The sequence below is a fragment of the Niveispirillum sp. GW835-FHT14G11 genome (assembly GCF_058793615.1).
Map to the genome: position 1 here is coordinate 1 of NZ_JBXAFZ010000026.1, position 15,445 is coordinate 15,445.

Here is a 15,445-nt window from a genome sequence, read left to right on the forward strand (position 1 = left end):
CTGTCAGGAGCAGCAACCGGCACGGGTTGACCCTGAGGCGGTGCGGCTGGACCGGGCACCGGCGTCGTGCCAACCGGATCCAGCGCGGTGTTGGCGCCGGTGGCCAGCATGGTGTGGCTTCGGGTTCCGCCGGCACTGTCAGGAGCAGCAACCGGCACGGTCTGACCCTGAGGCGGTGTGGCCGGGCCGAAAGGTCTCGTGCCGGCCAGTTCGCCCGGTCCAGATGCCAACACCGGGTTGGATTGCGCCGTTGGCGCTGCTGCTAGCTTTTCCCTATCTTTTGCAACGGCATCCCGGCCACCCTGCATGTTCGGCAGCGCCCAATGGGCGCCGCCCGAGGTCTCCGAAAGGGAGGCAATCGCCCGGTCCTTGCCTTCAATACTTTTGTCATACCACTCCAGTTCGGCAGTGCGTTCACCTTCCAGCCCGGCCATATCTCGTCGAGCAGATTGCAGCTCCGCCGGGTGCTCGCCGCTCTCAGCTAACGTCTCGATTTCAGCAGCCTTGGATGTAATCTTCTGATCCAGGGGGCGATCGTCGCCACCGTCGAGCGCCGTTTTCGCGAGGTTCTTGACCCCGGCAGTGATATTGCCCCCGAGCCGTAGCAGCGCATCGCCCGCGGCACCCATGGCTCCGTCTTCCTGCTGCTTCAATAATACGTCGCCTTTGCGCCGCTGTCCCATATCCTCAACCGCGGCAGCACCAGCGCCCACCCCTTGCTCGGCTGCTGCAATCTTGGCATCGACGTTCGTGACCGAACCGATCTGACGGTCTGGTGTGAGCCCTTGTGATGAAGCGGAACTCAACACTGCTGCACCCGCCAACCCTCCAGTGGGCGCTGCCGTTGCCAGCCGTGCCGCCTCATCCTGGTAATCACCCTTGGTAGGCTCAAACGTGCTGGGCGCTGGATTCTGGTCGAGATAAGTGGCGGCACGCTCTTGAATGTACCGGTCGGCGAGCGACCGAACTATCGCCTGGTCCTCCGGTCTCGCAGATGTCGTCAATCCGTCGGCAGTTGTACCGTATGCGGTCCCCGTCCATGGATTGGTCTGCTCACGGGCCCACTCGATGAAGGGCTGCGACAGATTTTGGTGGATCGCAGCACTCTGGAGATCAGTGTCAGTTGCCGCCGTCTGGTATTGCTTGGCGCGCGTATAGTGGGCTTGTGCCTCGGTATCGAGACGCTTCTGTTCACCGTAATCTGATGAGAGACGATGACCGAGGTTCTTTTCGTTTCCATCACGGAAGTCGTTAGACTTCTCACGCATCGCGTTTGTCGCCACGTCTAGTGATCTACGGTAGCCTGTCTGCTGCACGAATTCCTTTGCCTTGGCGTAGGTTTCGCTATCGACCCCTTGGGTATTTAGCGATCCCCCAACAGATCCTTTCACCTTGGGTATAAAACCCAGGCCCGGCGTTTCGCCTTCCACGGCTGCCTGCGCCAGTACAGACGCTGCAACGGCGGAACTGAGGTTGTTGTCCTTCGCGAACCGGTCGGCACCCTGCTTTACTGATTCCAGCGCTTGGACTTCGCTTGCTGACAAGGTTTCTCGAAGTGCGGTAGAGGCCGCAGCCGATGTGGATTGCGTGGACGCATAGTCGATAACGTCATTAAACGATCCGATCTTAGATTCAGCGGATCGTGTGGACAGCTGATCGCCGGCGGATACCTCCTGAGAGCCACGACGCGATAGTTCCCTACCCAGGTTCCTTCCCAGCTCCAAGCCGGTGCCTAAATTGGACGTAGCCCCGGTGTTGTCCGTTATCACACGACCGGAATCACCGATGCGTGTGGTTTGACCACTCCCGCCTTCGATTGAAAAGCCTCCGGCCCTCAGTGAACCGTCAGTGGCAACTTGGTGGAATGACGCGTTGCCGTAGCTGTAGTTATCAGTGCTGTTGTTCCCGAGGGCGACGTTTCCTGTGGCAGTTTCCTCGCCGGCGGCCTGCGCCGCCCGCTGCGGGGCGAACAGTGCGGTTTGAGCAACGCTTGTCGCTGCCATCAGGCCACCGGCAACCGCCGCCGCCAATACCGGTACCGCCAAGTACATATAGGCGCCAGACGCGGCAATTTCCGCATGAACGCCACGGATACCAGACGCGGTGGCGAGCGTCAGGCCTTGACCTCCAGCTGCTGTCAGGGCGGCGATAAGACTGTCAGAGCGCGCGTCTGACGTCGCCACGCGATGCACGATTGCATAGATCGGACCAAAGCTGGCGACCCAGACAAATCCCTGAAGATATGAAATGCCGAGCTTAACGCCGCCCTCTTTTGAAACCATGGCTAGCGGAAAGGACAACACGAATATGCCGACGAACGCCGCCTCCAGCGTCAACTTCAGAAGAGGGAGCCATTTGGTCGCTGCGCGGCCGCCAGCCTGTTGCGCGCGGAGCGTCGAAAGGTCAGTGCGAGCATCGACATAGGCTGTCAGCGCCGCAGTGGAACCGGCTTCCGCGGACGCTTCCCGCATAGCAGCATCGATCACGTTGATCATCATCGACTGCTTGACGGCTTGGCTCGCTGTCTTCGACACCCCGACAAGATACTCATGGGCAACTGGCAATGCAGAAACGAGGAGCGATTGCGCTGTCGTCGCATCGCGGTTTGGAAAGAGCCGCCGGGCGAGCATGTTCACGCCGGAGGTGACCTGGGTGGGCCAGACCAAGTTCAGACGGTCCCGTCCCTCCGTGCACGCAACAATCTCCTTGGTTGTGCCGTTTGTGTAGTCCATGGAAAGCGCTGGGTTGGGTGAGTAGGTGACGGTCAGAAAATTCCAGAGGTCATCCGATTGAGACATGCTGTCTATTGGGATATGACCATTCAGTAGATCATATAGAACGCACTGCTTCATGTAGCTGGAGACATTGCCTCCAAATTCTGAATTGACTATTTCGACCTTTGTGACTTCCTCCATTAATCGCGAGCCAAAGAGCATTCCATTCTTTGCGTAGGTGAGATCGTTTGGGAGCGACGTCAACGCTTCCATTTCACGGGTCGCCCAGTCGCCCACCGTCGTCGTAAGCGACACGATGACTGCAAGCCCAATTGGAACATTGTCAACAACAGCACCGGGTAACGTGGAATTGATACGGTCGACGACCTGGACACGCGCTGGGACCAACAGAAGCGCGTTTATCGCCACCGTCACGAAGACTACCCACTCCATCATAGCCTTAAAGGTCCCGCCAAAGGCGGTCCGGATCAATAGACCGAAGAATCCAACCATTACCGTCAGGGCAAGGAACGATTTGAAGCTATTGACGCTGGACGTTGTTCCAACAAACGAAGCGACGACGTTGAGCATGTCAACATACAGCTCCCCTCCTCCGATTGTCACAACCTGCCAAGCTTCCGTAGCCATGATACCTGTCCCTCAGTAGCCGACAATTTCTGTCATTGGCCGTAAATGCTAGATTTTAACTGCTGCTAATCGGGGTCGCGGACTACAGCGGTGCCTAGCGGCGGGAGAAATTGATATTTGCCGCGAGACGTGGGCCGAGGCGGGACATGAGCTGCCCCTCCACGAACTGCGTGCGTTCGATGAGTTCCATGCTACGATTCATCGTGTCGTAGCTCTGGCTTCGATGTCTGGCCAGAGCCAGTCGGCTCTTAGACAGGGTGTCGAGCCAGTCGCGAAGAAGGGTCTGGTCGGCGATCTGGATCTTCGCGGTGGCGCTCTCTTCCACCATGTCGATCGTCATGCCCAGAAATTCGTAGAGGATGTCGAGCGCGATGATGTCCGCATACTGGTTCGCCTGAATGGCGGCCGCCATAGGCTGGTAGGTAGCCTGAACAGCCAACATCTTCTGGACCGGCAATGTCGTGACCTTCAGAAGGTCGCCTTCTGCGGCTGAATTTGCCTGTCTATTCTTGATGTTACTGATGATGTTGGTGAGCAACCCACTCACCCGCTCCTTGAAGCCCTTGCCGGCAGTGATCGTGATCGTCTCATCGTACCGTCGCAGGTCCAGGCACTTGTTGCCGGCATCCGCGCATCTATGAACCCGGACACTGCCCCCGTTCAGCAACACAGATATCGTTTCAGGGTTGATGACTTGGGGTGGAAGGATGTCCAGCTTGCCTGGTTGGCTGTCATTGTCCGGGGTGACCACCATCATCGTTCCCATGATGGTCAGCAGCAACCGCATGAACTCGGGATCATCGGCAATCAGCGGATGGGCCTTAAGCGCCTCCCAGGTCAGGTTCTTATTGATGGGGATCTGTTCGGCTTCCGGACCGGTGGCTGTCGCCAGCGTGGACGCCAACTGGCCACGCTTCCCGCACCCGTGGCGCGCGGCTGCATAATCGGAAAACAGGCCCTGATTGTTGCCGATCTGCTCACAAATGGCCTTGCTCGATCGTTGCATCTGCGGCCACAGCGAGCCGACCGCTGCCTGCGCTGTCTCGCAACTGTTGATGGACGCCTGATTGATGCGCTGCATCAGATCATTCAGTTCGCCCAGTTTCTCCGCGACGACGGGCGCCAGTGTCTCAATGCCGATTTGGAACGCAAAGCCGGCTGCATTGTTGGCAATGCCCTTCAGTGTGCTCACGAACTCGCCGGCGCTGATGTGGCTGAATGCGCCGGCGAAGGCGTCGATGCCGCCGCAGCCGGCGCGGAAGGATGGCAGCGTGATGGCGGCTAGGTTGGCTTGCCTCACCGGTGTTCGCATGAAGACTCCGCCGCCCGTATAATATCCGGCCTGCTGTCCCTTGCCCGGTTCGGTCACGTTCATCCGGCCGCCCATGTCGGTCCAGAAGTTCGTCATTTTGTTGCCAACGTCGGCCGCGGCCGGCGGCACAGCCAGCAGAGCGACGATGCTGATTGACCCCAGGAGCCGCTTAATAATCATCACCCACCTCCACTCTCGTCTGCAGCAACACGCGCTCGCCGAGCTCGTCGGCCGAGATAGCACCGAAAGCAATCGGAACGACCTGGTTCGTCTCGCTGTCGAACAAGACCGTTGCGGGCACCGGCTTACCGGCGAGGCCCATCTTTGCGACCTGGCCATCATCGAGCTGTGAATCGGGCCATTCGGGCAGCATGGCACCATCCACCGTCACCGGCAGGACGTGGACCCCGTTTGCATCGGCCCAGTGCCGCAGCACGGGGCTATACGCTTGGCAGTAAGGGCAGGTCGACGAGTAGACGAAGATCACGCCGTAGCGTTCGCCCAGAGACGCGGCGGCTTCCTTCTGAGCTTCCCGGCGGGCATCCAGCCAGGTATTTTTCGCCAGGTTGCCAACAGGGCGCTTGAGTGTGTAGTCCAGCTCCGGCCTGGTCCATAGCACGCGCCGCCACGTATCCGAAAAGGTGCCGGCACGATCCACGCTCTCGTTCTGAAGCGCCACGTATTCGGCCACTTTGTCATCGTTTCGTGGATCTAGGAGCGCCGTGGCGCGGGCGCGATCCAGCCGCTGCCTCATTTGAGCGACCTCTTCCAGCGGGTCGATCGCGGTCGGCGCCGGAATCTCGGGTGCAGACGGCGGCTGTGGTCGCGGCCGCTTGGGCGGGTCACAATAGAATGACCACCCCAACTCGCGCTGTTCCGCGCAATAGCTGGTGGCGTCCGCCACTGCCGGCAATGTCACGAACAGGATCACGGCGAGCGTCGCCAGGCCCAGTTCAGTTTCCTGGAGACGGTTGCGAAGCATAGAAGGTCTGAATCCTCTGTTGAAGGTTCTGCTGCGAGGCGGAGACATTGGGAAGCTGGGTTTGCTCGTAGATCTGTGGGTAGAATTCGCGCAGATCGATCCGCGACCAATCGACCGCCTGCAGCTCGTTGATGGTCAGCCCCCGACAATCAGGGTCCTTCGGCGTGCCCCAGGAAATATGCAGTTGTGAACGGCCCTGCTCGTGGACGATGCGGGCCAATCGGGAGTCGAAACCGCAATAGGTGCGCTTCTTTTCAAGGCACACGCCCAGGAACGACGAGGCACAGTAGGTTCCGATATAGACCGTCCGCTTGTCATCCTGCTTTACCCAGAGTTCCTTTTCCTCGGTGTTGCAGGAGGCCAAGCCGATGTCCGTACCCCAACCGGATTCCTCTTTGCAGCAGTTCAACACCCCGGTGAACTGCTTGCGACATTTGTGGCTGTCACCCTTGAACACCTGATTGGTAGCTGGGTCGAAATCCTTCGAGAAGTCGCGTTGCAGGTTCAGCCAAGTGAGTGCCATGGCGAAATCGTCATTGGGCTCCCTGGTGATGCTGTCGCACTCACCATTGATGCAGTAAACCGTCTCACCGCATTGAAGGATCGGCGGGTTCTGCCCGTCCGGGGCGCCCTGCCCGCCACACCGGTAGGTACGTTCATAATTTTTGCAGCGGCCGTATGCATCGGATTGGATGCAGGTCTTGTTTTCGAAGACACAGCTCGCCTCCAGGATCGCGCAATCGTTGGTCACGCTTCCCTGGCACTGGTAGGAGCGCTCCCATTTCCAGCAGGATTTGTGAACCGGCAGGCCATTGATGACCCTGGTTTCTGCGCCCTCGATACAGCGCGTGGTCGGGGGCTGCCCGCATATGTTCCCGTCGGTGTAGGCGCTACAGTCGTTAATGACTTCGTCCCGCGTCACCGTATAGATGGTACCTGTATGGCTGCCGCCGCCGGCTACCGGGTCCGGGCATCGCCAATCCGCTGTCGTGAGATCGCAGCTGCCGTCGAAGAATGTCCGATTGCAGCTGGTCGCGGTCTCTGTGCATCGCCCGTTATAGGCTGAGCAATCGTCGTAGTAGCCCGGATTGGGGCAGGAATAGACGCGCGACCAGGCCCAGCAGTCTCTATAGACCGGTCCACCATTGATCGTCCGCGTCTGCGGCCCTTCGGTGCACCGCTCCGACTGAAGCCCGCAGCCCCGCGAGGTCTGCGACGTGCAGCCGCTGACGACCTCGTCTTTGATGACGGTATATTCGGTGCCGACGCGGCCGCCGCCGCCACTGACCACATCGCTGCAGCGGTAGTTGTGGGTATAGACGGAGCAGCTGCCGTCGAAAGCCGTGCCTGTGCACCGATTGCCGCGATTGCTGCATCCGCTGGCGGCGTAGGCTGTGCAGTTATCAAATGGCGAGGGGTTGGCGCAGGTATAGGTACGGTTCCACTTCCAGCAATCGCGGTGAACGTTCATGCCGTTGATGTTGCGGGTACCGGCCCCTTCGCTACATGTCTCAGATGACAGACCGCAGGTGTTGTTGCCAGTTTGCGCCGTGCAGCCGCTGACGACCTGGTCACGGATCACATCATATCCATAGCCCGTGATCGTGCCGTTACCGGAAACCGGGTCCTCACACCGGTACTCGTAGGAGGTCGTGGCGCAGCTGCCATTGGTGTAGGTCTGGGTGCATCCCAGCGAGGCGACCTGCGCACACCCGTTTCGATATGGGGTGCAGTCGTCACGGTAATCCGGGTTCGCGCAGGTATATGCGCGGTTCCAGGCCCAGCAGTCGCGATAGACATCCATGCCACCAATGTTGCGGGTTCCGGCCCCTTCGGCGCAGGTATCCCCTCCCTGGACACAGGAGCTACGCGATTGCTGGGATGCACAGGCTGCGACATTCGTGTCGCTCACGACACGGTAGACGGTTTGATTCAGCGTGCCGGCGCCGGCGACCTGGTCGGGACAGTTATATGTCGTGCTGTACTGTTGGCAGGACCCGTCCGAATACTGCGACACGCAGCTGGTGCCGCCCGATGTGCAGCCCGGCGCACTGGCATAGGCGGTGCAATGGTCGTAGGGGCTGGGATTGGCGCACATATAGTCACGGCGCCACGCCCAGCAATCCTTCCAGACGTCTTTGCCCCCGATATTTCGGGTTCCCCCTCCCTCGGTGCACACCTCACCGATTTTCGTGCAGGACGTCTCGTGGGACGAGCAACCGTTAACGAGCTCGTCACGAACGATCGTGTACGAGGTATTGATGAGCGTAACGTTACCGCCCTGGGGCGAGCCGCATGTATAGGTCTCGGTATATTCATCGCAGACGCCATCGGCTCCCATCGATGAGCATGAACTGCCGCTGCCGGCGCACGCACCTCGGAGGCCTGCACAATAGTCGGAGTAGCCAGGCCCGCCACACGAATAGGTGTATCTGGTCCGCCAGCAATCCTGATAGACGCTGGCGCCACCGACGCTCCGGGAACCGCCACCTTCTATACAGGTTTGGCCCGATAGGCGGCAGCTCGGGGAGACGGCCGCCGCCGCCCCGACCCAGATGATCAGGATCAGCGCTGCTGTCAGAAGGCGGATCAGATGTTGGCGCATTCGTCCACCATGCTGGCGCCGGCGCCGTTGCAGCAGCCGTAATACCACTGCACCCCACCGGGCGACGGGGCGTTAGTCTGTCGGCACTGGGCGCTAACCGTGACGCTGCTGCGATCGCCTGCCCAACCTTCCGAGATGCTCGGGTTGCCACAGCCACCTCCACTCACCGAGATGCTGTTCTGCGGGGATCCGGATCCAAATGAGACCCCAACATGTGCCATATAGCACCGGTTACCGTTCTGCAGCTGGCAGTCCCACTCCTCCCAGGACAGGGCAACGGCGCCCCCATAGCATTGGCCGATGGAGGTACATTGCGCAGTGTAATAGACGTCACAGGTCTTCGTGACATAGTCACGCGTCCGCTTGCATGAGTAGGTGTAGTCCGCCCGCACATCGATCTGGCGCCCAATGGTGCAAGAGCTAGGGGATTTCTCGCCCGATTTCGCACAGCTATAGATATAGTCGGCATCTGTAGTAACTTGGCGCGTGACCCGGCATTCCTCCGGGCGGGTGGTCGACAGGACATTGCAGCGATAGATCGGGTCGGAATCCACGCCGACATCACGGGTCATCGTGCAGGACTGCGGCGCGGTGGATGACGATACGGTGCAGTCGTACACCGGGTCCTGGTCAACCTGGACATCACGCGTCATGGGGCATTCTTCGGGCCGGCGGTCGTTGGTGCGCTGGCACCGGTAGGTTTGATCCTGGTCAACCTCGACAATCTGCGTGTCGTTGCAGCTCCGCCCCTCGATCTTGGTGTATTCATCGCAGGTGCGGATGCGATCGGTCGGCGGGCTGGTGCCGCCCGGTGCGGACGTGCAGTCGCCGTACTGGCCGGTGAAATCAGGAACGACGCTACGGGGGTCGTTCTGGACGGTCCAATAATTGTCCATCCAAGGATCGTCCCGGCCCACCGGCACCGACGGGCGCCCCTGGAAGGAATCCTTGAGCAGTTGCGCGGCCTCGTCATTGGTCGCGTCGACCACACCGGCATCATACATGTTGCCGTGGATATAGGTCTTCTCGGAAAGGTCCGTGCCGCCATAGCCGGGCACAGTGCCAGCCGCATCGGGCTGGGACAGCGCGTTTCCCGGCAGATTGCTGGTGGCGCCACCAAAGGCCTTCCCGTCCTGGCGGGCCGTTGGCTGCTGACCGCACGCGGGCCACGCCACCAGCGCGATGGTCAGCAGACCGTACCGCAGGTAACGAAAGCAGCTATTCATCGCGCTTGATCCTGGCGAGTCCTTCGGACGCCGTTGCTGCACCAGGTCCGCCTGCGTCCGCGATCGCCTCCAACGCAAACTGCAGCGACACATCGCCCGCGATCCGGTCGTAGTCGGGCAGCCCTTCACACCCCGGTTCACCCTCGCACATGATGGGCCCGACTGCGGAAACCACGACTGCCGGTACAGCATCCACCCGATAGGTGGCGAAAAGGCGAGGATCCACGAGCAGACCCAGCTCCTTCGCCTGGTCGCCAAAGGCTTCGGCCAGGAATGTGGCCGTCTTCGTCAGGCTGTTGTCCACTAGACCGCGCATCACGACCGCTCCGCCGGCACGGCGGGCCTGAGTGGCGGCTGCCTTGATCGACGGCGGGGGCATGGACGAACTGACGAAGATAAGGATCGCGGGCATTCGGGCCCGGTCGGCCGCCGCGCCACTTCCCATGGCAGACGTATCGACCAAAGCCCCCAAGTCGATCCCATTCAGTCCGACGCCGTCGGCCTGCCCCTGCACCGTCAGATCCTTCAGCGCCTCGTGAAGTTCCGTAGCATCGCGCAGAGCCTGAGGATGCTGGCGGAGAATCTGGTTAACGAAATCCTGCGGGCTGTCCTGCCCGGCAGCAACATTCGACGCGACGATGGCCAACCCCGCCGCCAGCAGCTTTAGAGCGCGCAGCAATTCCGCTTCCTCCAGATCAAATAGCCGAAATTCTCGCCGACGACCGGCACCATGCGATTGGATTCATAGATCGTCGTCGTGCGACCGAAGGGGGGGCAGGCATTCGGGCCGCGGCTGGTCGGCACAGGGTTGACCATCTGGCTCCGATACTGGGACTTCCGCATAACCGGCATCGGATAGCGACCGCACATGCCGTCGGAGCCGAATGAACCCCAGAGGATGAGTTCGCGGTGAAGTTTATAGGCCATCCTCTCGGTGGCCAGTAGCGAGCCCTGGACGGCACCGGTCTGTGCCTGGATGTTACCATCGAGCGGATAGAGGCTGCCCTGGCAGCCGGCGCACCAGAACAACGGGTCCAGCGGCAAGCCAGCCGACGCGGCGACACAATCAGCGGCACAAGCCGCCTGCGCAAGCGGCGTGTTGAACAGTGCGGCCTCGGGGTTGATCAGGAACGTGAGTTCGTCGTCCAGCCACATTGGATCGATTTCCGTAATGTAGGCGATATCGAACGTGGACATCTCCAAGCACAGAAAATCGACGAGCAACTCCAACCAATAGATGAGCGGATAGACGTACCAATGTACATGCCAATTGGCATGCCCGGTTCCGCCGCCGCGCGACTGTGTCTTCGCGCCGCCGACCTTGATCGGTGCGGGCAGCTCCAGGCCGCCGAGGTTGACGAAACACCACGGGACATGCGCGACATCGACCAACCGCACCGGTTCCCAGAACCCAATGGCAATCCCAGGCCGGATCAGAAGTGGCGGCGGCGCAGGGCAGGTGCAGAGGGGGAAGCCGGGATTCGAGGTGTCGAGCCGATCGCCACCGACCAGCGTGATCGACCCCAAGGTCAACGGAAATAGGCATGACCAGCAGATGTCGGCGATGGGGTTAACGAACGACCCTGTGCACCCTGAGGAATCGGCCTGTGCTGGCCCTGATCGGAGCAATAGAAGACCAACGAGGCATGCGGCCAACCAGAGTTTCATAGCGCCTCCTCCCTGATGCGGAGTGCTTCCCCATCCTGCTGGACGGTCGCCGGCACCGCCTTGATGCCCCATCTCGTGGTCAGGCGTCCGCCTTGATCGAAGTAGACGGGCACAGACAATGCCCGCATGGCATCGAATACATCGCCGCTTGTCAGGATGATCTTCGCCGTCGGTCCAAACGTCGCGGTCGCATGCCGCACCCAATCGATTTGTGCAGGATCATCGCCATCCAGGAAGATCAAGGTCTTTGTGAATGGCGCATAGGAGAGCGGGTTGACCCGCGTTCCCGCCCGCACGAAGACCACGCCGCGGTGGTCGGCGATGTCGCGCTCCGCAATGACCGACGGATCCACGAGCCAGGTTCTGTTGGTGGACGCGCGCTGGATGCCCGGCACGGGAGGCGGCCGCCGCGCGTTGCGGGTGACGCGGTTGACCATCTCAGCATTCAGCTTGGCCAGCTCTCCGCTCGCCTCCATGCTGGCGAGCCGGTCTTGGATCAATGCCAGGAGATCGGTCTCGACAACGGGATACAACTTTCCATGTGTACCGAGATCCGCTGCATCGCTAGAGCAGAGGAATGGCCCGGCCAACAACAGCAGTGACAGGCACCAAACCGATTTCCGCGTACCGGGAGTCATAGGACCTCTCATGCGAGCCAGCGAGGAACAGATAGCCTTCCGGGATGATGCCGGCCGGGCCAGGTTGAAGGGGACGACCCTGCAAGGTCTGCGTCTGCACAGGGCCGACCCGGCGCCCGGCAACGAACACATCCCCTCCCCGATGCTCCACCACGTCCCCTGGCAGTCCCACAACCCGCTTCACAAACGGCTTCGTGAACATGGGATTGGGCGGTGCGATGAACTGGACAGCGTCGCCGCGCTGGAAGGGATGGCCACGTTCGACCAGGAACAGCAGTTCCGGCAGGCTCTGGCTGTGCGAAACCCCGATTGTGTAATATTGCGACGTGGCGGCGAGCCCGCCGCCGACTGCCGCGCACCATGCAAGATGCACCGCCGTCGCAGGTGAGATCCGCCAGTTCATGGCCTTTCCGCCTTGGGCGCCGGCAGTTCCAGTGCCTCTCGAACGACCGACGTATAATCTGGCGAAGCAGACCCTACGACGGCCGCCGCGTTGATCAGGACCACGCGGTCACGACTTTCAATGAGCCGCGCCGCCTCTTCCAGCTTCTGTCGGAAGGTTGTCGACTTGTTGCGAATTTCATCGTCGGAAGCGCCCGACTGCGCGAGGGCCACGACCATGTCCTTCAGAAGCTGGTCGACGTCAAGCATGGCCACCTGCCGGTCGGCCATGAGAGCCGGCCGGACGATGGCGAGATGATAGGCGCTGATGCTAAGGACGATCAGCAACACCACCGCCGCGATATTGACGACCAGTTTCATCGTACATTCTCCCAAGGCCACAGCGGCCACACTGCTTCCGCCAGGTCCACCGTCCAGCGCCAAACCCAAAGGACAGCGAAAACCGCCATGGCCAAGCCAATAAGGCCAAGGATCGTGGCGTCGTTGGCCACTGCGATCCGGCCGCATACCCGTCGAATGACTGCACCCAGTCCCGTCGTTCCGCCGATGAACGGAAACACGAACCAGAAGCCAACCCACGTGGTACTAACCTCCATGAGAGCACGCCCAGCCACGGCGGCAGCGCTCTTCCTTATTGGATCATGCAGCACGGCGTTGCCTCTCGATCCGATCTGCAACACGGCGGATGGCTTTCTCGCGCGGCTCGCCGGCGCGAATTGCTTTCTGGATTTCCTCGAACTCCGGGCCCTTGGAGCTGTACGTGGCCATCGCCACCGGATCAAGGATGAGCCGGCCGACATGGAATATCTCTGGGCCTTTGATGGCGATCTCGGCGAACTCCCCAGCCACGGTCTTCACGGATTTGAGCAGCATTTCCGTGCGCTCATTCATTTCGATCCGCCCGGAATTCTTGAGGGCGGTGATGCTTTCGGGCTTTTGCGCCATCAGCAGGAAATAGTCGGAGTTCTCAAAACACGCCTTGGCGCCCGGGGTCTTGAAATAATCGTCGACCCCCTGGGTCCCCGTCAGTAATGAGCCGTTGTACTTGCGGCACCGACGAACATATCCCTCAATGAAAGCGCCGCTGGCCTTGCCTTGCAGCAAGTCCCACGCTTCGTCGATGGTTAGGGATTTGATGATATCCCGCGGGGCGCGGTACATTTCGTCGCTGACCAGGAACATGCAGAGCATCAGGACGATGGACTGCAACTCCTTGCGCGACTTGATTTCGCTCAACTCGAAGCCGATCAGCGGGTTGCTCAGGTCGATATTAGCACCGCTGTTGAAATAGCGACCGAACGTACCGGCCTTGCCGAAGCTGGCCATCATCTGCGCTAGGTCCTTGGCGTAGGAATGGCCGTGCTCGGAGAGCTTGCGCATCACCGCCTCAGGGGTGCCGGCCGGACCCTCCGTGTCCCAGACCGAGCGCACGACCTGTTCGATGATTCCCTTCTCAATGTCGTCAACTTCGCCCGAAGATCGCGCCATCTGACGGATGACGAGCCCGACGAAGGTGAGACTGTCGACGGCATATTCGTTGTCGCGTTCGAAAATGCCGGGATCGATCATGGCAAAAGGGTTGATCTGGGGTGCGGATCTCGAACTGAATTCGATGACCTCACCACCCATCAACTTGATGGAGCTCTCGAACGAACGACCATCGTCCAGGATGCGTGCCCGACCGCCGCAGGCCACAACCCCTTCATTAAGCTCTTGCAGGGCCACACTCTTGCCGGCGCCTGATTTTCCGACCACGGAACAGTTATAGTTGCCCGCATTGTTATCGAACGGGCTGAAGCACATGAGCTGGCCACGGCGGCCGGTCAGCAGCAACTGTGGTGTTCGCCCGCCCAGGAACTCGCCCTGGAAGGGAGCGATGTTGGCCACCGTCCAGCTCACCATCTTCTTCGTCCGCTTCATGTCGGCCAGGTCGACCATCAGCCCTTCGGCTGCTGAAAACGGCATTCCCACCAGGAACATAGGCAATTGGAGATATCGTTCGCGCTCTATCTTCCAGCCCTGGCTACCGAAAAGGTTCTTCAGCGCCCGCTCGGCCTGCGCGAAATCTTCAGCCCGAGCAAAGAGATCGACGGTTTGTGCGACTACGAGTGATTTCTGCCCTTCCTCCAGCTTCTGGGAGAAGAAGCGATAGTCCTTGGCTTCGTCCGCCAACATCGGCCGATACGCTGCCCCGCCCTTTTCCAGGTCGTGCATCGTCTTCATGGCCTTCATCGTCGCATGCTGCTTCTCGCTGTTCTGGTCGAGAACGCGGAATGCCAAAGTCATACGGTAGGGGCATCGAATGCTTTGGAAGGTGTTGATCGGGTGTCCGATCAGCCTCTCCATCATCCATTGTGTCCAGAACTTAGGGCGGCCAGTGATGGTGTACGTGCGTGCTTCATAGCGGCCTCCCGCCAAGGACAACCGATCCGACAAGGTCTGAATACGGGCAGCGGGACCACCCACCTGGTCCTGCAAGGGTTCTTCGGCGTCGTACTCCACGTCATCCTGGTAAAGGTAATCTGGCACCGGCCGCTGCCGTAGGTCGGCCCAATCCTTCTCCAAGATTGCTGCGGTATCGGGATCGGTCGCCTGGATCAGGTCGACCGGCTTCTCAAGCCGATTGTCGTCCTCATGGGGCTCAATCCATTCCTTAATGATGCCCAGGAGCTGGCTGGGTTCGACATTCACCGCCGGAACGTTGATCCCGCGCAGCGTCCCTATCAGATTCTGGCGGATCGAAAGCAGTTCATCCACACGCGCATCGGTCATCGCCCCGGGCAAGCCGACAGCGATGAGAACGCGATGGTGCCGCAGGACAATGTTGGTTAACTGTGTCAGCGGTCGCCATGCGGCGCCCGAAAGGTACTTGATCCTCCCGCGCGCGATCTCGCCATGGATCCCGCCCCTGGCCAAACGCGGAGCAGCCCATCGTTCCAGGATCGGTCCATAATAGCGAGACCCCCAGGATATGATCTGAACGCAGCATCCTTTCGGCAGGCCATCGGCGACCAGGCCGGTGACCGTCTTGACGACGTTTTCATCTGCCCCAACGATCGGAAGCATCTCCACAAGGATGCCCGTGGAGCGGTCATTCACGTAGATGGAGGATGCTTCATCGTAGCTGCGGTAGGGGAAAAGTTCCCCAATGGTGGATACACCCGAGACATCCAGCCCCTGCACCGTCGCGATATCGGTGTCACCGAATAGCTGGTTGAAAAGCTTGTGAAAACGGTTCAGGACCTGCATG

Annotated in this window: 11 protein-coding genes; all 11 read right to left on the bottom strand. The window is 60.4% G+C overall.

Annotation, left to right across the window (positions count from 1 at the left end; all coding sequences use genetic code 11):
- Positions 1 to 3,305: conjugal transfer protein TraG N-terminal domain-containing protein (locus AC1Q7F_RS29865; protein WP_492512212.1), on the bottom strand; the 3,305-nt coding region annotated here is incomplete at its 3' end.
- Between the two features lie 151 nt (positions 3,306 to 3,456).
- A complete protein-coding gene (locus AC1Q7F_RS29870; protein WP_298325044.1) occupies positions 3,457 to 4,854 on the bottom strand; it encodes a conjugal transfer protein TraH in 1,398 nt (465 codons plus the stop codon).
- Positions 4,844 to 5,656, bottom strand: coding sequence for a conjugal transfer protein TraF (locus tag AC1Q7F_RS29875; protein WP_298325047.1), 813 nt, complete (start codon positions 5,654 to 5,656; stop codon positions 4,844 to 4,846). The genes AC1Q7F_RS29870 and AC1Q7F_RS29875 overlap by 11 nt, the downstream gene beginning before the upstream one ends.
- A complete protein-coding gene (locus AC1Q7F_RS29880) occupies positions 5,628 to 8,261 on the bottom strand; it encodes a conjugal transfer protein TraN (protein WP_492512213.1) in 2,634 nt (877 codons plus the stop codon). Before AC1Q7F_RS29880 ends, AC1Q7F_RS29875 begins: the two co-directional genes overlap by 29 nt.
- Entirely contained in the window at positions 8,246 to 9,487 is a 1,242-nt protein-coding gene (locus tag AC1Q7F_RS29885; RefSeq protein WP_492512214.1) for a hypothetical protein, read from the bottom strand. Before AC1Q7F_RS29885 ends, AC1Q7F_RS29880 begins: the two co-directional genes overlap by 16 nt.
- A complete protein-coding gene (gene trbC, locus AC1Q7F_RS29890) occupies positions 9,480 to 10,166 on the bottom strand; it encodes a type-F conjugative transfer system pilin assembly protein TrbC (protein ID WP_492512215.1) in 687 nt (228 codons plus the stop codon). The genes AC1Q7F_RS29885 and trbC overlap by 8 nt, the downstream gene beginning before the upstream one ends.
- Positions 10,151 to 11,155, bottom strand: coding sequence for a conjugal transfer pilus assembly protein TraU (gene traU, locus AC1Q7F_RS29895; RefSeq protein ID WP_298332695.1), 1,005 nt, complete (start codon positions 11,153 to 11,155; stop codon positions 10,151 to 10,153). The genes trbC and traU overlap by 16 nt, the downstream gene beginning before the upstream one ends.
- Positions 11,152 to 11,688, bottom strand: a complete 537-nt coding sequence (traW, locus tag AC1Q7F_RS29900; protein WP_492512216.1) for a type-F conjugative transfer system protein TraW — start codon at positions 11,686 to 11,688, stop codon at positions 11,152 to 11,154. Before traW ends, traU begins: the two co-directional genes overlap by 4 nt.
- Before the next feature lie 31 nt (positions 11,689 to 11,719).
- Positions 11,720 to 12,196, bottom strand: coding sequence for a signal peptidase I (gene lepB / locus AC1Q7F_RS29905; RefSeq protein ID WP_492512217.1), 477 nt, complete (start codon positions 12,194 to 12,196; stop codon positions 11,720 to 11,722).
- On the bottom strand, positions 12,193 to 12,555 hold the full coding sequence (locus AC1Q7F_RS29910) for a TrbI F-type domain-containing protein (RefSeq protein ID WP_492512218.1): 363 nt from the start codon (positions 12,553 to 12,555) through the stop codon (positions 12,193 to 12,195). Before AC1Q7F_RS29910 ends, lepB begins: the two co-directional genes overlap by 4 nt.
- Positions 12,556 to 12,834: 279 nt before the next feature.
- A complete protein-coding gene (locus AC1Q7F_RS29915; protein WP_492512219.1) occupies positions 12,835 to 15,444 on the bottom strand; it encodes a TraC family protein in 2,610 nt (869 codons plus the stop codon).
- Position 15,445: the final 1 nt, after the last annotated feature.